Origin of the sequence: Robertmurraya siralis, assembly GCF_005502275.1 — a bacterium.
GTDB lineage: Bacteria > Bacillota > Bacilli > Bacillales > Cytobacillaceae > Robertmurraya > Robertmurraya siralis.
Map to the genome: position 1 here is coordinate 107,879 of NZ_SWLZ01000010.1, position 24,983 is coordinate 132,861.

23 protein-coding genes and 2 other annotated features are annotated in these 24,983 nt (G+C 35.6%); of the genes, 8 read left to right on the forward strand and 15 right to left on the reverse strand.

Annotated features, from left to right (window positions below):
- Positions 1–134 precede the first annotated feature (134 nt).
- Positions 135–2,558, forward strand: coding sequence for an excinuclease ABC subunit UvrA (gene uvrA, locus FCJ93_RS13535; RefSeq protein WP_137743923.1), 2,424 nt, complete (start codon positions 135–137; stop codon positions 2,556–2,558).
- 247 nt (positions 2,559–2,805) lie between these two features.
- Here the strand turns inward: uvrA and FCJ93_RS13540 are convergent, their stop codons facing one another.
- From FCJ93_RS13540 to FCJ93_RS13565, 6 genes are all read right to left on the reverse strand, one after another.
- Positions 2,806–3,417 carry a response regulator transcription factor gene (locus tag FCJ93_RS13540; protein ID WP_137743924.1) on the reverse strand — a complete coding sequence of 204 codons (612 nt, stop codon included), beginning with the start codon at positions 3,415–3,417 and terminating at the stop codon, positions 2,806–2,808.
- Positions 3,414–4,505, reverse strand: a complete 1,092-nt coding sequence (locus FCJ93_RS13545; protein WP_137743925.1) for a sensor histidine kinase — start codon at positions 4,503–4,505, stop codon at positions 3,414–3,416. Before FCJ93_RS13545 ends, FCJ93_RS13540 begins: the two co-directional genes overlap by 4 nt.
- A gap of 14 nt (positions 4,506–4,519) precedes the next feature.
- The gene (locus tag FCJ93_RS13550; RefSeq protein ID WP_137743926.1) at positions 4,520–5,206 is read right to left on the reverse strand and encodes an ABC transporter permease; all 687 of its coding nucleotides are present in this window, start codon (positions 5,204–5,206) and stop codon (positions 4,520–4,522) included.
- On the reverse strand, positions 5,203–5,934 hold the full coding sequence (locus FCJ93_RS13555; RefSeq protein WP_137743927.1) for a multidrug ABC transporter permease: 732 nt from the start codon (positions 5,932–5,934) through the stop codon (positions 5,203–5,205). The genes FCJ93_RS13550 and FCJ93_RS13555 overlap by 4 nt, the downstream gene beginning before the upstream one ends.
- Complete coding sequence (locus FCJ93_RS13560) at positions 5,934–6,878, reverse strand: ABC transporter ATP-binding protein (RefSeq protein WP_137743928.1); 945 nt, start codon at positions 6,876–6,878, stop codon at positions 5,934–5,936. The genes FCJ93_RS13555 and FCJ93_RS13560 overlap by 1 nt, the downstream gene beginning before the upstream one ends.
- Before the next feature lie 742 nt (positions 6,879–7,620).
- A complete protein-coding gene (locus tag FCJ93_RS13565; RefSeq protein WP_137743929.1) occupies positions 7,621–8,250 on the reverse strand; it encodes a phosphatase PAP2 family protein in 630 nt (209 codons plus the stop codon).
- Positions 8,251–8,349: 99 nt separating this feature from the next.
- Here FCJ93_RS13565 and FCJ93_RS13570 point away from each other — a divergent pair, with 99 nt between their 5' ends.
- Complete coding sequence (locus tag FCJ93_RS13570; RefSeq protein WP_268951591.1) at positions 8,350–8,634, forward strand: transposase; 285 nt, start codon at positions 8,350–8,352, stop codon at positions 8,632–8,634.
- A 548-nt stretch (positions 8,635–9,182) separates the two neighbouring features.
- Here FCJ93_RS13570 and FCJ93_RS13575 read toward each other — a convergent pair.
- The 3 genes from FCJ93_RS13575 to FCJ93_RS13585 form a co-directional block, all read right to left on the reverse strand.
- Complete coding sequence (locus tag FCJ93_RS13575; protein WP_137743930.1) at positions 9,183–9,830, reverse strand: ABC transporter ATP-binding protein; 648 nt, start codon at positions 9,828–9,830, stop codon at positions 9,183–9,185.
- Positions 9,831–12,344: an ABC transporter permease gene (locus tag FCJ93_RS13580; RefSeq protein WP_137743931.1), complete on the reverse strand. Its 2,514-nt coding sequence runs from the start codon at positions 12,342–12,344 to the stop codon at positions 9,831–9,833.
- Between the two features lie 75 nt (positions 12,345–12,419).
- A complete protein-coding gene (locus FCJ93_RS13585) occupies positions 12,420–12,839 on the reverse strand; it encodes a hypothetical protein (protein ID WP_137743932.1) in 420 nt (139 codons plus the stop codon).
- A 358-nt stretch (positions 12,840–13,197) separates the two neighbouring features.
- On the opposite strand from FCJ93_RS13585, the gene FCJ93_RS25895 reads away from it, so the two are divergent.
- The 3 genes from FCJ93_RS25895 to FCJ93_RS13595 all read left to right on the forward strand — a co-directional run bounded on the left by FCJ93_RS25895 (position 13,198) and on the right by FCJ93_RS13595 (position 15,121).
- Entirely contained in the window at positions 13,198–13,284 is an 87-nt protein-coding gene (locus FCJ93_RS25895; protein ID WP_408014800.1) for a hypothetical protein, read from the forward strand.
- 302 nt (positions 13,285–13,586) lie between these two features.
- On the forward strand, positions 13,587–14,246 hold the full coding sequence (locus FCJ93_RS13590; protein ID WP_137743933.1) for an MOSC domain-containing protein: 660 nt from the start codon (positions 13,587–13,589) through the stop codon (positions 14,244–14,246).
- A 79-nt stretch (positions 14,247–14,325) separates the two neighbouring features.
- Positions 14,326–14,546, forward strand: a binding site (T-box leader).
- Positions 14,547–14,596: 50 nt separating this feature from the next.
- Positions 14,597–15,121, forward strand: coding sequence for a GNAT family N-acetyltransferase (locus FCJ93_RS13595; RefSeq protein WP_328592006.1), 525 nt, complete (start codon positions 14,597–14,599; stop codon positions 15,119–15,121).
- 367 nt (positions 15,122–15,488) lie between these two features.
- On the opposite strand, the gene tyrS is transcribed toward FCJ93_RS13595, so the two are convergent.
- The 4 genes from tyrS to FCJ93_RS13615 all read right to left on the reverse strand — a co-directional run bounded on the left by tyrS (position 15,489) and on the right by FCJ93_RS13615 (position 19,584).
- On the reverse strand, positions 15,489–16,703 hold the full coding sequence (gene tyrS / locus FCJ93_RS13600) for a tyrosine--tRNA ligase (RefSeq protein ID WP_137743934.1): 1,215 nt from the start codon (positions 16,701–16,703) through the stop codon (positions 15,489–15,491).
- Between the two features lie 86 nt (positions 16,704–16,789).
- Positions 16,790–17,045: a binding site (T-box leader), on the reverse strand.
- A 160-nt stretch (positions 17,046–17,205) separates the two neighbouring features.
- Positions 17,206–17,424: a hypothetical protein gene (locus FCJ93_RS13605; RefSeq protein WP_095310862.1), complete on the reverse strand. Its 219-nt coding sequence runs from the start codon at positions 17,422–17,424 to the stop codon at positions 17,206–17,208.
- A gap of 505 nt (positions 17,425–17,929) precedes the next feature.
- On the reverse strand, positions 17,930–18,328 hold the full coding sequence (locus tag FCJ93_RS13610; protein WP_137743935.1) for a DUF2500 domain-containing protein: 399 nt from the start codon (positions 18,326–18,328) through the stop codon (positions 17,930–17,932).
- 413 nt (positions 18,329–18,741) lie between these two features.
- The gene (locus FCJ93_RS13615) at positions 18,742–19,584 is read right to left on the reverse strand and encodes a hypothetical protein (RefSeq protein WP_095310865.1); all 843 of its coding nucleotides are present in this window, start codon (positions 19,582–19,584) and stop codon (positions 18,742–18,744) included.
- 130 nt (positions 19,585–19,714) lie between these two features.
- On the opposite strand from FCJ93_RS13615, the gene FCJ93_RS13620 reads away from it, so the two are divergent.
- Positions 19,715–20,656 (forward strand): zinc-binding dehydrogenase, encoded by a 942-nt coding sequence (locus tag FCJ93_RS13620; RefSeq protein ID WP_235879485.1) that lies wholly within the window; start codon positions 19,715–19,717, stop codon positions 20,654–20,656.
- 6 nt (positions 20,657–20,662) lie between these two features.
- A complete protein-coding gene (locus tag FCJ93_RS25900) occupies positions 20,663–21,007 on the forward strand; it encodes a nucleotide-binding domain-containing protein (protein WP_170211311.1) in 345 nt (114 codons plus the stop codon).
- A 217-nt stretch (positions 21,008–21,224) separates the two neighbouring features.
- Here the strand turns inward: FCJ93_RS25900 and FCJ93_RS13625 are convergent, their stop codons facing one another.
- Positions 21,225–22,427 (reverse strand): IS110 family RNA-guided transposase, encoded by a 1,203-nt coding sequence (locus tag FCJ93_RS13625; RefSeq protein WP_137743946.1) that lies wholly within the window; start codon positions 22,425–22,427, stop codon positions 21,225–21,227.
- A 301-nt stretch (positions 22,428–22,728) separates the two neighbouring features.
- Positions 22,729–23,292: a dihydrofolate reductase family protein gene (locus FCJ93_RS13630; RefSeq protein WP_137743937.1), complete on the reverse strand. Its 564-nt coding sequence runs from the start codon at positions 23,290–23,292 to the stop codon at positions 22,729–22,731.
- A gap of 119 nt (positions 23,293–23,411) precedes the next feature.
- Between FCJ93_RS13630 and FCJ93_RS13635 the strand changes: the two genes are divergently transcribed.
- Positions 23,412–24,353 carry a helix-turn-helix transcriptional regulator gene (locus FCJ93_RS13635; protein WP_137743938.1) on the forward strand — a complete coding sequence of 314 codons (942 nt, stop codon included), beginning with the start codon at positions 23,412–23,414 and terminating at the stop codon, positions 24,351–24,353.
- The last annotated feature ends 630 nt before the right edge of the window (positions 24,354–24,983 follow it).

The window sequence follows — 24,983 nt, forward strand, 5'->3', positions numbered from 1 at the left end:
ACCGCTCTAGCCTGAAGTTCCCAAAAAAAAGAAAGAGTTCTCCATTAAAGGAATTCTGTGCTAAGCCTGTCCTCATACTGGGTTCATGAGGACAACCTCAGCTTTTAAAAAAAATAGAATAGGAGGATATTTATATGTTAGAGACCATTCGTATTGAAGGAGCACAAGAAAATAATTTAAAAAATATTACTTTGGATATTCCCAGAAATCAACTGGTGGTCATTACTGGACCATCCGGTTCTGGAAAATCAACCCTTGCTTTTGATATATTGGAACGTGAATGTAATCGTCAATTTTTAGAATCAAGTGGGCTATCAACTGATGTATTTGAACGGCCAAAGGTTGAACGAATCAGCGGTCTCTCCCCCTCCATTGCAATTGGTCAACATGTAACCAATCGTAATCCTCGCTCAACAGTTGGAACCGTAACTGATCTCTATTCTTACTTGCGGAAGCTCTTTGAACAGAAAGGTGAGCGTCCATGCTCAGCTTGTGGTAAAACCCTGCCTTCACTACCAATCGGGGCAGATGAGAAAATGATAGTGTGTGAAAACTGTCAGAAAGCCCACAACCGGTTGACACGTGCTGATTTCTCATTCAATAAACCTTCCGGTGCCTGCCCTACTTGTTCGGGATTAGGTGTTGCAAAGGAAATTGACTTAAAACGACTCTTTAATCCAGATAAATCATTAATTAATGAAGGAGTAAGCATTTGGACTGGTTCATGGGGAGAATACAATACAAATGTGGTTACTGCTGGAAGCCAGTACTACGGCTTATCTATTACTGCGGACAAACCTATCAAGGACTTCTCAGAAATAGAGCTGGACTTTCTTTACTATGGTGCTGAGGATGAACGCTTCACACGTCACTTTCCTAATATCAAACCACCAAAAACTGTTGCAAAAGGAAAATTTGCTGGAGTATTAGGTGCTATGTGGCGTTCCTATAAAGAAAATGGAGAAAGTTCACAAGTGGCAGATTTTTTTAAATCCGAAACTTGTCCAGACTGTCACGGTGAACGATTGCTCGAAGAGATTCGTTCCGTTCGTGTAAACAAAAAAAGATTGCCCGAACTTTCACTTCTTCCCTTAAATGAACTTTTACGTTGGGTACAAAACACCAGTGAACTATTTGCTCACGAGGAAGATGAGATTTTAGCCACTGTTCTACATGATTTACATGAACGACTTGCCCGAATTTTACAAGTCGGACTAGGCTATTTAACACTGGATCGGCAAGCCATCACTTTATCAGGGGGAGAAGCACAAAGATTACGCCTTGCCTCAATCTTAGGCTCCGGATTAACCGGTGTACTATATATTTTAGATGAACCAACAGCTGGATTGCACCCCCGCGATACAGATGGATTAATTGATGTCATGAAAAGTTTACGTGATCTAGGAAACACCGTTCTTGTTATTGAGCACGACGAAACGGTCATGGAAGCAGCGGATCATTTAATTGATATTGGTCCAGGTGCTGGACGACTTGGGGGTGAGATTATAGGGGTTGGAACGACCTCAGATCTTATGAAAAATCCAAACTCCATCACTGGTCGCACTCTTGGAAAAGATATTACCTTACCTTCCAAAGCTCGTAAAGGAAATGGGAAAGCATTAACAATCAACAATGCTACAAAGCACAATTTGAAACGAGTTTCTGTTGACCTGCCTCTTGAAACCCTCACAGCTATAACGGGTGTTTCAGGCTCAGGAAAGTCGACATTAATTTTCGATGTTTTAGCCACTCAAGAAGGGTGTGACAGCATTTCCGGAATGGAAGAAATCGATTCAATTATTAATATTGGACAAAGTCCACTGGTTCGTATGGCACGGTCTAATGTTGCCACTTATCTCGATATCTATACGGATTTGCGCAAGCTCTTTGCCGAGCAAGAGCATGCTAAAAAACTGGGACTCACAGCTAAATTTTTCTCATTCAACACAACTGGGGGACGCTGCGATCGCTGTGAAGGAATGGGGAAAGTGGACGTTGATCTACATTTTCTTTCCAATACACAAGTAACTTGTCCAGAATGTAAAGGCAAACGATTTAAAGAAGAAGTGCTGGAGATAACAGTTAATGGATATACGATCTCAGACTTTTTAGAAATGAATGTGGAAGATGCGCTAAAGCATATAACTGGGAAAAAAGCGCAAACAAGATTAAACTTACTTGTCGATGTTGGCTTGGGATACCTTACTTTGGGACAGCAGCTTACCACCTTATCTGGCGGTGAAGGGCAGCGCCTGAAACTGGCAAAAGAATTAAGCGGTTCTCAAAAAGGACACACACTCTATTTACTAGATGAACCAACGAGCGGGCTCCACACTTCAGATATTACACATCTGCACGAATTGCTAAATCGTCTAGTAGATGCAGGCAATTCAGTGATTATTGTCGAGCACAATATTCCAATGATTTCTTCAAGCGACTATATAATTGACATGGGACCAAACGGTGGAATTGAAGGTGGAGAAGTTATTGCTACTGGAACTCCGAAAGAGTTAAAAGAAAATTCACAATCTGTTACCGGAAAGTATATCTCTATCTAAATAAAAAGATGCAAAACCTGCTAAAAAAACAGGATATCACTTTGGAATTTAACTTGTGATCCCTTAGTTGCTTGAACGCTTAAAGCTTATTCCCATCAATTACTTAAAATGACAATTCAGGAAAAGAGACTGACTCGAGGGCTATTATATAACCTGAGACTGTCTCTTTCCTACTTCCAAACCGCAGGCTATGAGGCATCAGTGCCGCTAAAGGACATCTCTATCACCCTAACTCATTTCCCTTTTTTCACTCCTGTTTCCTTTGCCAGTAATAAATGGCTAACTGTGTTCTATCACGAAATTCTAATTTGTCTAAAATAACCGATAGCATATTTCGGACAGTTCCAACACTCAAAAAAAGCTGTTCAGCTATTTCCTTATTCGAAAATCCCTGAGCTATTAGCTCTACGATATCCGTCTCTCGTTCCGTTAAACCTTCCAAGGCTGCTTTTTCTGGTTCCGTAATTGTTTTTAAAACATCTGCATCCAATATTGTGGAGCCTGCTTTTAATGCCCTAATTTGCTGAGCCATGTTTTCAATTGATGCCGATTTTAGCAAATACCCTGCCGCTCCCGCTTTTAATGCCAATCTAATATTCTTCTCATCCCGAAACGTCGTTAACATCATAATTTGGATAGAAGGCCATTGTTCTTTTATTCTTTTTGTACTTTCAATTCCATTGACAACTGGCATTTGTATATCCATTAAAATAACATCCGGTTGTTCATTTTGGCATAATTCCATCGCTTCTTGTCCATTCACTGCTATATGAATGACTTCCAAATCATGTTCCTTTCCAAGCAGTAACTGTAAGCTTTGACAAACAAGCGGATCGTCATCTACAATTAAAACCTTCATCTATTTAACATCTCCTTATCCAAAGGAATAACACAAACGACTAAAAAGCCATTTTCATGACTGATAGATAAGCTGCCTCCCATGGAGCGGGAGCGCATTTGCAAACTTCTTAACCCACTTCCTGTATGGCTCAGCTTTTTAGCTGTGCCATTATCCTTGATTGATAGACGCACAATCGATTCTGTCACCTGTAAATCCACTTCAACCTTTGTAGCATTACTATGTTTGGCAACATTCGTTAAAGTTTCTTTCACACACGATTCTAACAGACTCCATATATGAACCGGAACCAAGAGCATATTTCCTGACTTTTTAAACTCAATATCCTTTTGTTGGAAATTTCGCACAACGCTCTCTAAGCTTTCCACACCGATTCGTGTCATTGGTGTCATATTATGGACAGTTTCCCTTAAACTTTTCGTACTACGCTCTAAACGATTTTTAACCTCCTGAAGAATTTTCTTGGCTTCTTCCGGTTCCTGAACATATTGATAAGCTTGTAAGGCGAGTGTTGCACCTGTTAAATCATGTCCTAAGTGATCATGAAGTTCTCTTGCTATCCGATATCTTTCCATTAGTTCCGCCTGATGGGAAACCGATTGATTCGCTTCCAGCAAATCTATTTTTATTCGTTCCAGTTCGTACCGGACCTTACGTTGCTCATCTATGTCTACCCTATACATTTCTTGATTTTTCAAGAAAATAAATGAAAAGACTCCAAAGAAGAATGCCTGGAAAAAAAACCAAAATAAGAAGGATGATGATGCCTGTGCAAAAAATACACCTGCGCATAGGAAAAGAGAAAACAAGCATTTTCCCTTTAAAGCAAGTTCAAAAATAGGCAATGCGAAACCGTAATAAGCGATATCCGTATATGGAAAATAGAAAAAACAAATAAGAATATCTACTAGTACAAACCAAACTGGCAATGCAAAACGCCAGCGTAGACAAGTCATAAGCAGGAGCAGGAGGATAAGGATAAATGAACTAATCTGTGAGTCGCCTAGCACCCATAAATGAATAAAGGCACCCATCATTAAAAAACGCCAGCTATTTACAAATAGAAGCGGTTCCATTAGCTTTTTCATCCTTATCAACCTCTTTAATTAATTTTTCTTATACTTCCCACAATGACAAATACAATGGTATAAAGCCATAGCACCCCATTAATCAATAAAAAATCGAGGATCTCTTCACTAAAAACAATCCATTTTAAACCTTCAGCCAGCCAATAGGTTGGGAATATGACCGCTACTCGTTTTAACAAATCAGGGAAGATCTCAATTGGAATCAGCAATCCACCAAGAACAACAATAATAAAGATTAATGACATATAAACCAGAAAGGAGGCATCTTTGTTACGATAAATAGAAATCCATGCTAATGCAATCGCTAATGAAGCAAAACTAAAAGATCCATATAGAATGAAGAGCCAACCGGGTTGATAAAGCTCTTTTCCAAGAAGGACACCACCATATACAACAATAATACATTGCAGAATTAGAATTATTGAATAAGCCAGTAAATTTTGACTTAAATACTGAAAATGACTTATTGGAGCTACGGCTAAACGTTTAACCACGCCTTTTTCGCGATCCTCAAGAATAATGGTTGCCAATCGTATGCCGACAAATAAAATTAACAAGCCAAAATACTGATAACCATAAGGAAGAAAAGGCCACTCTTCTCCATTCGGCAAAAAAATACAAGCGATCGGGAAAAGGGTAAGAAAAATTATATTAGTTGTGTTACTGAAACTTCTTTTTAAAGCAAATTTAAAAATGGTCACCCTATTTTCCTCCTCCCTAAAATGAGCATCACCACAAATAAGATGATAATTGCTCCTAAGAGAATATTCGCTTGGAACCAAGCATCACCGATATTAGATTCTCCCATATCGCGAATTGCACCCATCGATAAAGTCAATGGATTTCCATATGACCCTAAAAAATCGAAAAAGCCATTTTCAGGCATCGGGAAAAATAACCCAGCTAAAACTACAAAACCAATCCCATACACTTCACTTAATCGTTCAGCAATTTTGAAATTTTTTACTGAGAACGTGAAAATCAAGCAAACAATGATCGATAAAACCGCCATCAAGGAAATAATATAAATCATCCACAGCCAATTCTGCCACATTACACCTAGAACAAATTGAGAATAAACCATTAGTAGAGCGCCTAATAGAGTGGAAAATAACGCACCACACATCATAATCGAAAAAGCATACATTGTTTGATTAAAAGGTAAAGCATACATTCTTATTTTATTTTCTGTAAATAGATCATTGTAGATAAGGGACATGACAATTGAACCGCCAAACAACTGAAAAACAAGTACCTGAGTCATTGAAGTTTCGTTAATATATGGGACCCCTGATTCTGGGACAGCTCCTGAAAGGATAAAAGAAAATACTGTAAGTAAAATGATGGGAACGACAAGCAGGAGTAATAAAACAATGTAGCTTCTCAGCATTCTTAATGCCGTAAATTTCACGGTTGAAAGTACCCGCATTATTCTCCCCCCTTGTCTCTTAAATGCTTTCCAGTTAATGTTAGAAAGACGTCTTCAAGATTAGGTTTATCAGCCTGGATTCCAAGCACCCCTGCATACTCCTTCACAATGGAGATAATCCGGTCTAAATTGCCCGAATGAACAGCTGAAATAACGGTGATTTGGCTTCCAGATACGATAACCTTTTTAACTCCAGCTATCTTCTCTAAGCTATGAATGGGGACACTTTCAGGATCAGTCACATCCATTTTCACTTTTTCTTCGTGCTGTACCGTTTGAATGAGTTCATTTACTGTACCTTCCTTAATAATTTGACCTTGGTCCATAATCACCACTCTAGTAGCAATGGATTGAACTTCCTCCATATAGTGGGTTGTATATAAAATCGTCGTACCACTATCTCTCAATTTTTTTACCGCTTCTAAAATATAATTTCTTGACTGGGGATCAATTCCGACCGTCGGTTCATCCATAATCAATAGTTTTGGTCGATGTGTCAGGGCACAAGCAATATTTAATCTACGCTTCATTCCACCAGAAAACTTTGTTGGCATCTTTCCTCCCTTATCTGCCAAACCAACAAATTCCAATGCCTCTGCTACTCTTTTTTTCTTTTCTTCTCCTTTTAACCCATAAACCCCTGCAAAAAATTGCAAGTTCTCCTTTGCTGTTAATTCTTCAAATACCGTAATTTCCTGCGTAACTAAACCTATTTTTTCCTTATTTTGATTGGAAAACGGATTTTCTGTTTGTCCAAAAAGCTCCACTTTCCCCCGTTCAAAAGCAGTAATTCCGGTTAACGTCTGAATTAATGTTGTTTTTCCCGCTCCGTTCGGACCAAGCAAACCGATAATTTCTCCTTCTTGAATATCTAAATCTATATAATCCAGTACAAGCTGTGATCCATACCTTTTCACAACACCTTGCATAGAAGCAATCATCATATTGTTCATCCTTTCTTAACTTATTACCTCCATTATTCCAAAGTCCATTCTCCCTCGATAGTTACATTTGTCATTAAATAAAGCCGGACAAACATTCCATGTCAATAATAAGCAGTGGTAATCTCAGTAATAATCCTATCAAGGATAATTCCTTTCATTGGCGACGATCAAAATACACGACCAATAGCCCCGCAAAATAACTGCAAATACATTTGTGGCTTACAAGTTGACGACTCTACCACAATCCAAATGTAATACAAACTCCACTGCTGCAAATTCACATTGCCAAAAATATGTTCAACGTTAACTGAATTTATAGCTTAAAGCCATTCTACAACTCATTTTGAAGCATTATAATTGAACTTAAGCATGTTCTCCCGGTCTAGTAGCAAACATTATTGAAAAATATATCCGATTGAACGAGGGTAAACTTCATGGATCTAAAGTGGGAAACGAAGTATGTAATCTTTCACAACAGAATTTTCGCTGACTTCTTGAAGAGTATTTAAAAATGAATCTCACTTTTATTCCACAATTAAAACCACCAGTTCATTTTGAACTAGTGGTTTTAATTTACTGGAATCCATGATTCTACTTCGGTGTTAAGACGATTCCCATTCGGTAATACTTCTCCCTGAAATTCATTTTTTAGTTAAGGTTTCATTACTCACGGTGATCGAAAGCTAAACAAGATCATCCTCTTTTTTCTGACTAAACTAAGGAGTTCGCCTGGAAAAAACACTCAATCTTTTCCCTTTACTTGAATAAATCCCCATATTGTGAAAAGAAGCCAGCATCCACTTATTAAATAGGCACCGACAATATCACTTGGATAGTGCACCCCTAAGTAAATACGACTTATTCCAATAAGGGTGATAAATAAAGTACTAGTGCAGAGCAACATGATTCGGCCGCTTTCCTTAGGAATATGTCTCCATAACAAAAAGGTAATAATGCCATACAAGGATAGTGCTGCCATTGCATGTCCGCTAGGAAAACTGTACCCATCTTGAACAATCATTCTATAAAAGTTAGGTCGTTCTCTTTGAAAAAAAAATTTAAGTAGCACATTTAAAATCGCGGAACCAACTAGGACTATAATAAAGAGAATGATTTCAATTCGTTGATGAAATACCTTATATAAAATCAATACGATAATAATTGAAATCACAATTACTCGAACTTTATCACCGATATAGCTTAAAAACTTCATGATATAAGTGAATGTTGGATGTTCTAACCCTTGAATACTCTTTATTAGTTGTAGATCAATATTTTCTACGAAATCAGAATCATATACCATTGCTAAAAAGATAAAAAAAGCCAAACTAAAGAAACATAATAAAAGTAAATGATTGTATTTTGTTCTCAATGATTTATCCCCACCAACTCATATGACTTTACATTTGTGTAAAAATAATTCACTCATTTTCTTTATCTTCCCCATTATTTTCTTATTTAATATGCTTTTGTGTCACTAGACGCCCACTCTACCTTCTTAGCCTATACTGGCAACATCAAACGAGTGGAAGAAACTGGTCTACCAAAAATAAGTAGGGCGATACAAACCTTTAGGAACTGGCAGACTGAAATCCTAAATAGTTTTGTCTATAACTATTTAAATGGATTTTTAGAAAGGATCAATAACCTGACAAAAGTCATAAAGCGAAATGCTTTTGGTTATAGATGCTTTGAGATTTCCGCAAAAATACTACTAACACATAAGTATAAAAGAATAGGAGTTCATATCGGATAGTGGAGGATAGCAAATATCCTTTTCATATGATGATGGATGTAGCATCCATCATCATATGAAAGGCAACCAAGCGAAGCGAGGTAGCCTTAACTCCAACCATTGACGTTAAACCTTCCTTTTTCAATATGCAACATTATTTTTTCAAAATTCACTCATAATAGTTAATGTTTGTTCACCAAGTTGACCTTTACCTATAACCCTGCCATCAGATTTATTTCATTGGCTTTTTTTTATTTACTAGAGCAAGTTCATCCCAAAACACTAAACACAAAACCTGTAATGCTTTAAAAATTATTAGTCCTTATCATTACTACTTAATTTGACCAAATATAGCTGTGCTAAGTTCCGTAAAACAAAAGCAGGTATAAATTTACATTTTCATTATAAAAAAGCGAATCCTCCTCTGAAAAGGCAGGCATAACAAAAGCAACAGAACACGATCAAGGTCAGCTTGAAATCAGGGTAGAGGAACAAGGACTACATGTATGTGTTTGACCGTAGCAATCTCGGTTACGAGCGCTTTGATCGCATGATAGTACGTTCTTTTCTCAATTCAATTCTAATATTTGTTGTCCCAAATTCATTAATTCTCGATCATGTGTTACTAAAACGACACTTGTACCATCTTTATTCAAATCTACTATGAGTTGAATGACTTCATCTCGACTTCGTTCATCTAGATTACCAGTCGGTTCATCGCAAATTAATAGTTTCGGGTCGTTTATAAGCGCTCTTGCAATTGCTATTCTTTGTTTCTCACCTCCTGAAAGTTGTGATGGAAAATGTTCTAATCGATCAGATAAATTTACTTTTTCAAGAAGATGAAGAGCCTTTTCTTTCACTTTATTCTTGTTCTCAAAAGGAAGCAAAGGTAGCATGACGTTCAATAAGCAATTAAATTGAGGAAATAATTTAAAATCTTGATAGATAAACCCTAAATATTTTTGTCTATAATTTTGCAGTTCATCTTCATTTGCTTCACTTATGGATATATTACTAAATTGTATCTGGCTCCCTTCATCCGGGGGGAGGAGACCTGCCAAACATTGTAGTAATGTCGTTTTACCTGAGCCCGATCTACCTAAAATGGTGATCCACTCACCTTCTTCCAGATTAAATGTAATATCTTTTAATATTTGAATTTCTCCGCTTGCTGTTTTATACGTTTTATTTAGATTCACCACATTTAATTGCATTTAGCGCACCTTCTTATATCCAAGATTAATTGACTTATGGAGGACATTGGACAATACGAACAAAGAAACTAATAAAATTATGGTGAAAAGCATGACCGCAATTCCTCCGACCCATATTAGTGAATCTTCGATCCTACCAAATAATATTTGATAGCTAATTACACTTATAAGGACACCTATAAAAACAGATATTCCTGACCATAACGCTACTTCTTTTAAATAAAAACTGTACAATTGTTTTTTATTCCATCCAATATGATGGAAAGTGTTTATTTCATCTGAGCGTTGTTGCCATAGGGAAAGCAATGATTCTATCAAGGTTAAAATGGTTAGCGAATAAAGAAAAATTAGCAAGACACTATAAAACCACTCCATTTGTCCATGGACATATATACCTAACGTCGTTTGCGTAGTTTGCTTTTCTTGCAGTACCATTACTAATGTTAAAAATATTGAGACAATTGTCATTATACAGGTTTGAAACATGGAAAAAGTAATATGACTGCGATAATACCAAGTGTTTTTCCAAGTAATTGTCCCGTTTCTCGCAGGAGAGTACTCCTGTTTGACATTTAATTTGTGAACTTTTTCAATTAGAAACATAGATAAGCAAACGATAATGAAAACAATAACTAAACTAATAATTAATAAGGTTTCTTTCATAATAAAACTAGCCACTAACATCATAATAAAAGCTAACATAAAGGGGCTGCCTAATATCAGAGACCACTCATTAAAGCGCAGTCTTTTAATGTGCTCTTTCTTCCATCCAAAGCTCATTAGAAGTAATTCATCATTTCGACGAGACTTTATTAAGTTCGAGAAACTAAAAATGATATAGACAAGACTAACCATCATAAAAAAAGTAACTAGAATAATTTTGCTAATATCCCAGCTTTTTAGAATTGTATCTGCTGCGCCCAAGGTTGTCCAAGGTTGAATAACCTCACCAATTCCTTCTACATTAATGGTCAATGATTGATTGGATGCACCTGCAACAATATCAACTGTGAATCCCTCAGATTCAAATTCCGCAGCCATATTTTTAATTTTATCGGCTGCAGATTTATCGTATCCAGAAATATCAGCTACTCTGACTCTAATGGCATCAATAGGCGTATCTGTTTTCAATCGTTCTGCCCAATTTATAGAGATGAGTCCATGTGCCGGAGTTGTAATAAAACTCCCTGGCAATGATGTAGGTTGTAAAAGAGTTTCCTTGTCTTTAGCTAAATAGGTAGGATGAATCCCATATATACCTAGTGGGGATGCGGCTAATTCCTCTTCATGTTGATCTACTTCAAAATATCCGACATGTTTAAAGTAAAGTCCCTCACCCTCTATCACATTTGGACCTTCAGTAACAAAATTGATTTCTTTTTGTATATCACGATAAAGAGGGATATCTGATTTCTCATCTTTTCCAATTTGTTTAACGAATATTTCATTACCTGAAAATTGATAATTAACAGGACCAACGCTATAATAGGTCTTTTGACTACCAGAGTCAATGGTACCCCACATTTCTTCCCCTGTTGGATGCTCCTCATAATTCAACAAATGGTAATCCTTATCCGCATACAAATAATTATCATAGAATGGAGATATTGCTTTCGAAAAATCCAGTTCATATATTTCTGTCGAGATTGATGTTTTTTCAGCCATTTCTTTCATTAATTGGGTATGTAATTCTTTATCCCGATATGACAATGCCTCAAAGCCAACACCATTATCTGAATCAATTTTATATTTATGCTTGAGCTCCCGTATATCATCCTCACTTAGGTCAATGTTTTCAATCTTTATCGAAGCTTTTAATGGAACATTGGCATCTTTTAATCCGAGGATTGGAATTTCATCAAAATCAGGGTTTAACCCTGAAGAACTCACTTCTAGCTTTGAATAATCCTCGCCGGTCAATTTTTTCTCTTCTTCTACATCTATTGCTACTACTTGATGATAAGTTAGTGGAAAAAGAAATGACGGATACTCTCCCCAAAATACATTGACTAGTGAATCATCGGTTATAGTAGAGTAATCAGAAAACCTATTAGGATCTAGAAATGAGTAGGCCGTATATGTCTCTCCTAAATCATAAGTATTGACTCCATCTGTCGTCGAATATTTTACTGTATATCGGACCGAGTCGCCTCTTTCAGGTAAAGAATAGTTAATGGCACTGGCGGTATAAAGTCCAATTGCCGCAACTGGTGCTGCCACTTCAACGTCTTCTCGATTCTTTACACTCTCCCATTGTTCAATAGAAATCCCACCATCGCCAACACCTAAATAATTTTCTTCCACTAGCCCTAATTTTTTCTCGATTGGAGTTTGACTATTCCTTGGGCGTAGCAAAATATCGTAATCGCCTCTTGAGAAATCATAAATATCCTGTTGTATAGTCTTATTTGCAGAATTTAATGAGAACATCGAGCAAGATAATAGAATAAAAATGATAAATAATAGAAAAATCAATTGCATTATTTTCCTTTTTTTAGAAAGAGTGATTTTCATGGCATTCCCCTCAATATAAAATAATACTCTGATTCAATAAAAATCAGAGTAAAAAATATTGGTAGTTCTCCATTTTTACCATGCTTTTACGATGATACTCTTACTAACTACACGTGAGATATTTAACTGATCTTGGGTTTGAGCACTTGCAGTATAAGATTTTTGATACTGATAGCCTGGATAGCTATGGTAGAAAATTCTATTCTGTTCACCCCCCCTACCATCATAGCGTTGTCTTGAAGTCCCATCACCTGGAGTAAAATAAAATACATGCGGCCCATTGGTCGATGTTGTTCCAACTTTAAAATCATATCTTTGCCCAGCGGTAAGTGGACCATTAGGTACAGTAAAAATACATGTAGGAACAGCAGCAGCTACGACATTCTCTGTACTATTATTTGAATCACTTTCATCTTGGTTGGCAAATACACTAACACTAAACACTAAACATAGACCAAGTACAGCTGCTAAACTACTAAACAATTTTTTCTTCACTAATAATACCTCCTTTTTTTTACTCAAAATCCAAATTTAACCTTTCGAATGTCATTATAACAGATTTCAATATATTGTAAATTCTAAATCAAATAATTTTTGAATTTTGTAATCATTTTAACAACACTTCTATTTAACAAAACCATTTTCTATTATAATAAGCGGTAATATTTAAGAAATAATGCATAAAATTGTGGGAAATCCACATTTTTATGCCTATTTTGGAGGGACAGCCTTTGGTAAACTATAAATACAGGAAATAAATTTTCATGCAGGTTGCAGGTGAAAATGGAAAGGGATCATTCTATTTTCTTAGTCAAGGATCCTGTCAAAACTATAGAGTACGATATTTTAATCAATTACCCAAAAGGTTTTAACCGATCAGTTAAAACCATTAGAAAAAAATTGCCTTGTAAAAAGATTGATATTTAATAAGACCTCTTAAAGTAGAATGATAGGAGATCATATATCCCTGTATTAAGTGCGATATGTGAATGGGGAAATCGATAGCTCCCCATCAAAGAGCTCGTAATAATATGGTGCAACAATTAAGGAGCTGAACTAATCTGATCAACAGCTTTTTCATTCCAGCAGTTTTTAATTTTACTCTTCAATACTAGAAGATCATGGTTAACAAAACGATAGCAAAGGTTCATTCTCACCTTTGTACAAACGCCAGTTAGTTCAACATAAGGCTTATCGTCTCCAACAAAACGATAACATTATTAAGAAAGGTGACACAAATGCATGCAAACACAAACTATCCAACTTATTAACCTTGCCATTGGAAAACCAAAAGAGATGCGTTACGGTTCAGAGGAGAAGGTATTGAACACGGCCATTCAAAAGGAAATGGTAAAAGAAGCTTATTTAATGAAGGAAGGATTTATCGGTGATGGTGTGGCAGATTTAGTTAACCATGGTGGCCTTGATCGTGCCGTTTGCTTTTATCCTGCTGAGCACTATTCCTTTTGGGAAGCTGATTATGGGAAAACTCTAGACTCAGCCGCATTTGGAGAAAACATTACGATTTCCGGATTAGATGAACGTACCATCTGTATTGGTGATATCCTTCAAATCGGTGAAGCGACTGTCCAAATTACAGAAGGTCGTGTGCCGTGTAAAACCATTGACAGAAGAACCGGTATGGAGAAGCAATTCAAAAAAATGATAGAAACTGGTTACACAGGGTATTTTGGTAAAGTTCTTAAAGAAGGAAAAGTTCGTTCCGACGACAGCATCAGCATCATTTCCAGAAATGAAGATGAGGTAACCGTATATAAGGCACATCAAATCTATTTTCGGCAAATCGTAGATGAAGAGGCACTTCAGCAATTAATCACTAATCCATCACTTTCCGATAATTGGCTTCAACATTTGAAACGCTTATTGAAAGGCGAATCATGAAGATCCCCTTTTTCATTTAATGCTACTTAATTGACAAAATAATTGTAATTTTGTTACTGTAAATAAAAGATTTTCATATCACAACACAATGATTAGGAGTAGTAAGGAAGGTGAATTGTCCAGAAAACTGCCGGTTGCTGAAAGGCAGTCAATGAGCTTCCCCAACTCGCCTAGGAGTGGTTAGACTGACATGTAGGTCTAAACGGAGCAAATCCGTTATAAATTGATGAGAAGGTTTACTTTTGTTTTGGCAAACGAAAAAGAGTGGTACCACGTTAGGTAAGGCCTATCGTCTCTTTAGAGGCGACAGGCCTTTTGTGTTTTTTTATCCTAAAAAGAGAGGGGTTTTTATGATGATCATTCGGGAAGCAACATTGTCCGATGCTGAAGGCATAGCGAAAGTGCATGTTGATAGCTGGAGAACCACTTACAAAGGAATCGTCTCCGATGTCTTTCTTGAACAACTGTCTTATAAAAAAAGAACTGAATCCTGGATCGAAAATATACAACGACTGGATAATTATGTAGTTGTAGCAGAAAATGATGATGGCCAAATAGTAGGATTTGCTGACGGAGGAAAAAGAGAATCCAATCTTATTGAGCATTCAGGGGATTTGACCGCCATCTACATTCTCGAAGAATACCAAGGAAAAGGGATTGGAAAAAAGCTTGTTGGCAAATTATCTGAGCACTTCAAAAAACTTGGCTACAAAAAAATATTTGTAGAGGTATTGGAAGACAATAAATCCCGATTGTTTTATGAAAAACTAGGTGCTCAATATTGCGAAACAACGAAGATTACGATTCAAGGAGACGAATTGAATCTAGCAATTTACAAATGGGAGAATATAAATTCGCTCCTTACTCCTCGTTAGTCCACGTACCCTTTTAAAATTCGGCGTCACCTCGGACGTTAATGGTTCAGGCAGCTTGAGAAGTAGCATGCCCTGTACACAATAAGGCGCTCACTTAAAAAGTGAGCACCTTACTATAATCAGTAAAATTCCGGCGTAACCGTTCCGGCTAATTATTTGAGTGGTGTGTGAACTACTATTTGGGTGAAAATTTACTTTAACTGCGAACGTAATCGCTTATTTAAAAAAAGTTGAATTTTGCGTTTTACCCTTTTGTAAAAAGGTTAGAGCAATTCAGTCAGTCTTTTCTCACAAATGCAGCCGATTGTATTGTTCATACAAATAAGAAGTTGTGTTATTCCATTTTTGCTCTTAAAAGAATTTTATCTTATTTAATGAAACGAATAAATCGCTTTTTACCAATTTGCAATACGTCTTCGTTCATTAATACAATGTCTAAATCGTCTTCATTTATTTTTTCATAATTGAGCTTTACGCCCTTTTGTTTAACTAAACGTATAAATTCGCTTTTACTTTTTACGAATCCTTTTTCAATGAGCTGTGGAATGACAGCTTCAACTGTTTCCGCACCAATTTCAATTAATAGTTTGGGAATATCAGCTGGTACTTCCTTTTTGCTAAAAGCCGTTTCAAAATAAGTTAACGCTCTTTTTGTTCCCTCTTCTCCCCAGTATAAATTTGTGATGATTTTAGCTAGTTTAAATTTAATGTCTCTTGGATTAATTCCTTTTTCAAGAAGTTGTTTAATGTTTTCTATTTCATCTGGATGTTCATCCGTTGCCAACTCAAAGTATTTAATGATTAGGCTATCTGGTACTTCCATTACCTTTTTAAACATTACTTCTGCTGGTTCATTTACTCCGATATAATTTCCAAGACTTTTGCTCATCTTTTCTATACCATCAAGACCTTCAAGTAAGGGCATGAAAATGGCAATTTGCTTTTCTAATCCCCAATGTTTTTGAAGTGTACGGCCCATTAGAATGTTAAATGTTTGATCTGTACCACCTAATTCAATATCCGCTTGTATCTCTACCGAATCATATGCTTGCATTAGTGGGTAGAAAAATTCGTGTATTCCGATTGGCACTTGATTTTTATATCTGTTTTGGAAATCATCACGTTCTAATATTCTTGCCACTGATGTTGTTGCTGCTAATTTGATGACTTCCTCGAATGTCAATTTTGAAAGCCACTCACTGTTAAAGCGGACCGTTGTCTTTTCTGAATCTAAAACCTTAAAGATTTGTTCAAAGTATGTTTTGGCATTTGCTTTAACCTGTTCATCACTTAAAGCTACCCGGCCTTTTGCCTTTCCTGTTGGATCTCCAATACGGCCCGTAAAATCACCAATAACAATAATTGCTTTATGACCTAGATCTTGCATCTGCTTTATTTTTCTTAAAACAACGGCATGACCTAAGTGTATATCAGGTGCAGAAGGGTCAAGCCCCAGCTTAATCGTAAGCGGAGTCTTTAACGCGTATGACTTCTCTAATTTAGCCAATAATTCTCCTTCGTTTACTACTTCTTGAACACCCTTCATAATCATTTTTAATTGTTCTTCAGGTTTTACAAACATACTAACATCTCCTTGTAATATTATTTCTAATATTGCAAGTTCTATAAGAAACAAAGGATAATAAAAAAACGCCCTCTTGGATTGACCAAAAGGACGATTCATCTCGTGTTACCACCTTTAATTCATAAGCAACTCACATTGCTTATCTTAATAAGTACAGTCGTTAGACGACGATACCTTAGCACATGATTACGGGTGCTAAACCGGTATAGCCTACTAAGGATTTCCTGTTCGGGATACAGCTCCAAGATGTATTCACAATCGTTCAACATGCACCTCTCATCAACCGGTCACTTTCTGTCTGTTTACATGATTGCTACTCTTTCTTATCATAGCCTTTGTTCTTATACTCCGAAATGTTTTAAACAAATCTTCGTTATGCAGATATTAATTGTTACTGATTCTAACTATGTTATTTAAATTTGTCAATACGGTAGATTCCTATTTTTGAAAAATCAAAGAATATTAAAGCCGGCCCCAACTTTTTTAATTCTAGCATCCCTTACCTCTTTGTAAATGCCCACATAAATAATATTGATAAAATAATGGCAATTACAATGACAAATGATTTCAGAACAGCCAGCATGCCTAAAATCATGAACACCACTATCATACCGGTTAAAATTACGATAAATAAAGAAGTCCTTGCTTTCCTTTTTTTCGCCAAGGAAAATTGCCATATACAAACAATCATTCCAAGTACAATCAATAAATTAAACATAACATTTCACCTCTTATTTATCTTAACTTTAGCGTCTTACAATTGCATCTACTGACACTATATTTCCTCCTTTACCGGTGGACTAAAGGTTACAATCCATTGATGATGAAAAATGTATAGAGAATCTACAATGAACATCAGATTTTGACCAACTATCATTAAGTAATAACTTGAAATAGAAATGATTGAAGCAAATATTATTTGAGGAAATCCCATTTCGATTCTAGAAACAATCATTATGAAAACAACGTAAAATAAAAAAACATCTCCCACTAAAATGATGACGAGATGTTTTTAAATCACATATTTATATAAACCTTTGAAACTGGAATAACAAAGAACTGTTTATTAAACAGTAGACAAATTACCAAAGTTTAAAATTCGTTTTGTAAAATTTCCAGTTACATTAAAGCACCAGCGTTCCCTAACGCTGGTCTAATATTTTATAAATAAACATGATAGCTAAAGAGAGAATTTTTTACGAGATTTCGTTACATTAAAATCTTCATTTTTCCCTCTCGAAGCCTAAATATCGAGTGCCTTGAAAGTTTAATATTCCAATATCACCTTCAGAAAGTAAACCATACGCTTTACCAGAAACACGGAACTCTGAACGATCACCACTTTCGAACTCAAAAGTAACGAAATATGTCGTATGTGTGTTTGATGAATGAATATGGTGGTCTTGATGAAGATGCATATTTGAGCTACCGGAAACATCCGCTCTTTTTGATTTAACTAGAGCCTGTACGTTTAGCTTTGGAGACTGTTCATTTTTTTGCCACTGTCCTATCCCTTTGAAAACGGAAAACAAAATTCCACCGATAACGATTACAAAAATAACTGCTATAAAAATAGGGACGATTTGAAACATCGTATCACCCATATAAAATGGATCTGACATATAAACACTCCTTCCGTTTCTATTTTATCATCATATACGATTAAAAGTTGTGCAAAGTTTCATAAAGGAAATACTGCTAATTATGTTATTAGCTTCTCAACTTTGTTGTTCGAGAAAGAAAAATGCCTTGCCATTATTGAAGCAAAGCACTTATTTCTAATCGAAATAACGTTGTTCAGTTTTATTCCAGTTGTTAAAATATCCACTAAAAGAACCAAAAAATGATTAATTCCCTATTTGTATGCCATGAGATATGGCAATAGGAGCAACAATAGAATTTTCTAAAAAAATAAAGCATAAAGTTTCCACCCTTAGGGTCACTTTAGTTTAATGGAACTATTCAGACCATTGTCACTTCATTATCTTTTTATGTAAATGATATTACAGAAATTTTATCGTTTATTCTGTTATGTTCAGTTGATAGGTACATACGAAATAATTTCTGGGTACATGTTGTTACCAAATGAGGTCCGGATCTCTTGATAGCGTACCGGAACCAATGTTCCAGATAAATCTGTCTTAAACAGGCCTATTCGTGTTTCTGGTTCATTCCAATTTTTATTATCTATACAATTTTCTGCTTGTTTATAGTAGTAACCAACATCGTAAAGTCCCTCATATTTTTCCCTCACCATTTCCAGTAAATCTCCCTCCTGATAAATCAAGGAACGTTGCTTCAGTTTCAGTATTCCCTCAATAGCATGATTCTCCCAACCCTTTAAAGCTTCTTTATTAAAGGTAGAGCGCTCTCTAATATTGAATTCAGAGCTAAAATGCAAATCGACTAGACTTATATCTTTTTGTTCTAATATTTTTTCAGGAATATCAAATTGAAAGTGGTATGACGAGTTCATTTCATATACTTTCAACTGCTGCGATATAACAATGGATGGAAAAGGAAAGGTTTTTACAATTGATTTTGCTCGGTCTATTCGTGCTTGATATTCCTTTTCAGAAACATTTTCTTCAAAAATAGGGAGATATTTTCCGGACAATAGTAGTCGATTACGTTCTTCATAATTACACTCCAGATACTCCGCAATGCGCAATAGAGTTTCACGATTAGGAATGCGTGAGGAACGGCCAATAAGCAAATTTTTATAAGTAGGAAAAACCTCATCCGTTAGCTCTTGCTGAGAAAAACGCTTCATTTCTGGATGTTGGGTATTAGCATATTCACTTTGACGTTTTTTACGTAAAGATTCAATTTCATTAAGAACATCATGAAGGATATTGCTTTGAGAAATTGATTTCATTCATTTCACCTCTTATCTAGAAATCTTTCAAGTGTAGTTTTACTCTTGGTGAAAGATTATTTTTCAGTATACTCTTTATACAAATGGAACACAAAAGTAATTAGAAAAAAACGAGGAGGTATAAACATTGGTGCGTGCAGTTGTAACAGATCATACAACAGAAGAGTTCTTAAAAATTAAGAATAACAAACAAGTACTAGCTGTCCAACCATGGGAGGCAGTCATTGAGGTAAAAGCCTTCTCATTAAATCGAGGAGATATAACGGGAGCGTTAGAGAAACCAAATGGTTATTTCCCTGGATGGGACTTTTCCGGAATTGTCATAGAACCAGCGAAAACTGGAGAAGGACCTTCAAAAGGAAGTCGGGTAGTAGGCCTATTACCGGCAGGCTCTTGGGCTGAACGAATTGCAGTCCCAAGCAGTTTCTTATCAGTGATACCAGATTCATTAAATTATTCTGAAGCAGCTACTTTACCTGTTGCTGGACTAACAGCACTATATGCATTACGAAGAGGTGGTAATTTATTAGGAAAGCGAGTATTAATTACCGGATCAACCGGAGGAGTAGGCTTAATAACTCACCAATTAGCTGCTTTGGGTGGAGCGTACACAATCGGGGTTGTACGTAATGAATCAAAAATTAGGCAAGTAAGACAAGCTGGAGCAAATCATGTAATGATGGCAAATATGGATTCTAAGGAATGGGATAAGCTAGAACCTTTCGATCTAGTGATTGATTCGGTTGGTGGAGAAAATTTAAGTAATCTTTTATTAAAACTAAAACCAGAAGGAAGTATTATATCAATCGGATATTCTGATTCAGAAGTAGTAACAATAAATTTCAGAAATATGCTTCATACTGGTGGTCAAATGTTGTACCGCTTTTATCTTGGTACAGAAATTCACAAGCACAATGTCCCAGTTGATTTGCAATATCTTGCGCAATTAGTAATCGATGGAAAGCTAAATACAAATATTGAAGTTAACACTTCATGGAAAAATATTGCTGAAGTTAGCCAAGGGTTATTAAACAGAACTTTTTCTGGAAAAGCTGTTTTAGTTATTGATTAATGTTTAATGAATGTGTTAAAGCTAAAATCCGATTATAACCAAACCAAATCTACCAAACTTACTTATAGAACTAATAGAAAAAACGAAAGGCTTAGTCCGAGAAGATGTAGTTTATTATTTGAAGCTGTTCATAATGTTCCTGATCCGTATGAAATTGTGTGGAAGGTTAACAACAAGGGTGACGAGGATCAAGATATTAACGACTTAGGGCATTCAACCAAATACCAATATTACGAAGGTAGCTTCCATTGGGAAGGAACTGTATATAAAGGAATCCACTCAATGACTGTTAGTATCGTAAAAAACAGAAATGTTGTAGCTAAAAAAGAGGTACTTGTAACTATCATCTAAAAGGCAAAGTATATTTAGAACACGAAAACGCTTAGGGTATTCAAACACCTAAGCGTTTAACTTTATATGTTGGTTTTCTTCAACTAAACCAGCTAATAGGAGTCAAGAACTTCTTATTAAAATATTTTTTCTACCGTGTTATACTTTTTGAAGGCACGCCAAATAACCCTCCAAATTCCGTTTGGTAGGTTTTTCATTAGTTGCTTTTTCTTGTTGATTAAGCCAAATCTAGGAATTGCTCATTTCTTTTTAGGATTGCATAAATCCAGTGTAAAAGCTTGTTTACGCAAGCTATCATCGCTACTTTTGAAGGCTTTCCTTCTTTTCGTTTCCGATCATAATACTCTTTTAGCTTCTTGTTCCTGGAGCTTCTTATACCGCATAATACGGCCATATACAAAGCGTGCCGTAATCGGCTTGAACCTCGTTTGGTAATATGATTTATCGTAGCGGTGAACTTACCTGATGAATGGACACTTGGATCTATTCCTGCGTAAGCTACAAGTTTCTTAGGGTGATTAAACCGGTCAATTTCTCCGATTTCGGAAATAATCGTTGCCGCGATTTTTTCTCCTATACCCGGAATTGACTGGATTATCTTACATTCTTCAATTTCTTCTGCCAGGACATCTATCTGTCTCTCCAAGCTGGATAGGTGTTCCTGGTATTGAAGAAGCATATTGATGTACATATCCAAACTGAACAACTGGCTCTCATAAACACCTTGTTGGAAAGGATTCCGCTTAGCTGAAGCCATTAATTTAGCTGCCTTCTCCGTCATCCAACTTTGGGACCGTTTAATACGCATTTCCTCAATTCGTGACATTATCTTTTCTTCCCCTGCCATCAGTATATCTTCAGATGTCGGAAACTCTTTTAATATTTTGAGAGAAACTTTCGAAAATAAATCCCCGAAAACTCCCCTGTATTCAGGAAATATCTGATCAAGAAGGGTATGGAACTGAAGTTTTGCTTGGATGTAAAGGTTCGTAACGGTTTCATATTGCCTTGACAATGTTCTCAGATTTAGAAGTCTCAGTCCTCTTTTCTTATACGGCTCAAATTCTTCCTTGTAATAAAGAACACAAAGTTGATATGCATCAATCGCATCAGTCTTTACCTTTCTAAGGCTTGTTTTCTTAGCTTGATAAGAAATAATTGGATTAACCAAGATGTATAGATACTGACTTCCTTCAAGACATTGAATAATTGGTGTATGGTAATGTCCTGTAGATTCAAGAATAACTGCTGGTCTAACCCCAGTATTTCTCTCTATCTCTCTCAAAAAAGAAATAAGCGAATCTAAATCCTCCTTGGTATGCTTTACACTAAAACTTTTCCCGAATGGCTTGTCTTTATCCAAAAAAGCCTGTACCTCACTTTCTCCTTTGGCTACATCTAAGCCAATGACTGGATTCATTAATATCTCTCCTCTAGTTTTATTCACCAGTAACCCCTATACCTTCCTGTAGTTACATAGCTTCGCTTGTTATACGAGATCATTTGTCCCAACCAGCCTCAAACATCATTCTACAAGTAGGGGGTGAACAGTTTAGTTGACGAGATCTAACTCCCACGCACCCGTACGTTCTACCCTGGCTACTGAAATAATAGGTCCTATAAAAAAAAGAGCAACCAGTAAAATCTGGTTAACTCTATAATACGAAAGCACCCTTTAGTAGAACAAAGTGACAATAAACTCATTGAAATGTACCCTTTGTTTAATTCAATCTATAAGTTAATTGAACAACGCCAGAAGAAAACTTTTTGGTTTCAACTATTTGTAGATTTATTCTCTTGTTTATATCTATAAATAAAGGTTTTCCTTCTCCCAAAATAATTGGATGAACAGATAATCTAAATTCATCAACAAGTCCCAAATTGATAAAAGTTGTAATAAGACTTGATCCACCATATAGCCAGATGTCCCTACCAGGATTTTTCTTTAATTTATTAACTGCTTCCACAATGTTATCATTTATTAATATCGCTCGATTATCAGTTTCCTTTTGTGTTCTGGAAAACACATACTTCTCTTTGCTATGAACCAATCTCCACATTTCTTTATCGGTATCCGAGTCTTCATTTCTTGGAATATATTGCCCCCATATATCGTAGCTTTTTCTACCATATAGTATAGTATCAATTTGATTCAAAAATTTATTGAAATCCATATCAGGGTCCATAATGCACCAGTCAACTTCTCCATTCGGCCCTTCAATAAATCCATCTAAAGTAACTGCTAAATCTAAAATCACTCTTCTTGCTCTCTCGTTAATTGTCATATTTTTATCTCCTTTTATCTTATAGAATTTCCCCTAATTGCTAAAATCATAAGGTATAAACTATACTATACGTAAAACATGACAAGTAATGACATGATTAAATGAAAAAGGTGAAAAAAATGTCAAAAGCCAAGCGTCTGTTAGATATTCTTTTGTTTGTTACGACTAAGAAAAAGTTTACTGCACAAGAAATAGCTGATGAATTTCATATATCCATTCGTACTGTACACAGATACATATTAGATCTATCTGATATGGGATTGCCCATTTACTCAGAACAAGGACGTAATGGTGGGTATACAGTATTAACGAGTAGATTTCTTCCTCCAATTTTATTTACAGAAGAAGAAGCTGTTTCTATTTTCTATGCTTTTCAATCTCTAAATTACTATCGAAACTTGCCATTTGATACTGAAATTTCCTCGGTCGAACATAAATTATATAGTTCACTCCAGAGTGAAGCTAAAATAAAAATAGATAAAATTCGGTCTTATATTGCTTTTTGGAACCCCAAAAGAACAATTGATACCCCCCTTTTAAACGATGTTTTAAAGTATTCTATTGAGAATAGAAATTTACACATTCAATATGAATCTAAATCAGGTATAAGGAATAAACACATCCGTCCTATCGGTGTATATGCCCATGATGGATTATGGTATTTGCCTGCTTACGATTATCATAAGAAAAAAATATTACTGTATCGTGTAGATCGTATTCTTTCCATTTTATCAACTGAAGAAAACGAAGATGATTTCATGAATTTAAAAGAATGGTTCAACTTTATTGAAATAAAAAACCCAATTCGACTGCATGTGCATTTAACTATGGAAGGTATCCGTCAATGTAAAAGTGTTCCTTATTTTGAGGGCTTTGTAGTCACGCAAGAAGATGGAACTGGATATATAGATACAATCATAGATAGAGGTGAACTTAATTTTATAACATCACTATTTTTAAGACTGGGAAGTCACGCACGAATTTTAGAACCAAAGGAATTAATCGTGGGATTACGTAAACAAGCGGAAGAAATTTTAACTATGTATCAAGATGATAATTAAAATATTTATTTTTTTACTAATCCACTATTAAAATCAGGAGCAACTGTTTTAATGTTCGCCTTATTTAACTTTTCTGCCCGTTAGCGTAAGTACATTTCTTCACAATCTGAAAATAACATTATTATAATTTTCCAAATTAAAAATCATCTCCCTTCAAAATATCATTTAAGGAGAGATGATTAATTTGCAATACTCATTTTATGATAGTGATATTCATTAAAAATATACATTGCAATTACAGAAAAGGTAATACTTATATCTATAATATAAAGAAAGTAAATAATCTTGTTATTTTTTTAAAGCTTAAGTTTGTCACCTATGCTTTAAGCAACACTACAGTTATTCCGAAAACTTTATCTTTATTGAAGCATAATTTTACCTAGAGTATATTGAAGCATATCGTTGCCAAAACGGCAAAATTATGGTTCAAGTCACAAATACAATGTGACGTAAACCATAACTTTTCCTTCAAATAATGCATAAAGTTTCCACGCTTAGGGCCACTTGAGTGTCTATGGCATCATAAAAATGTAGGTTATGGCATTTAATTTATGCAGTGCCTGGAAGGTACTGCATAAATTAAAAAAACCACTTGTCAACATTCCAAAATACACATACACTTCCTGTTGG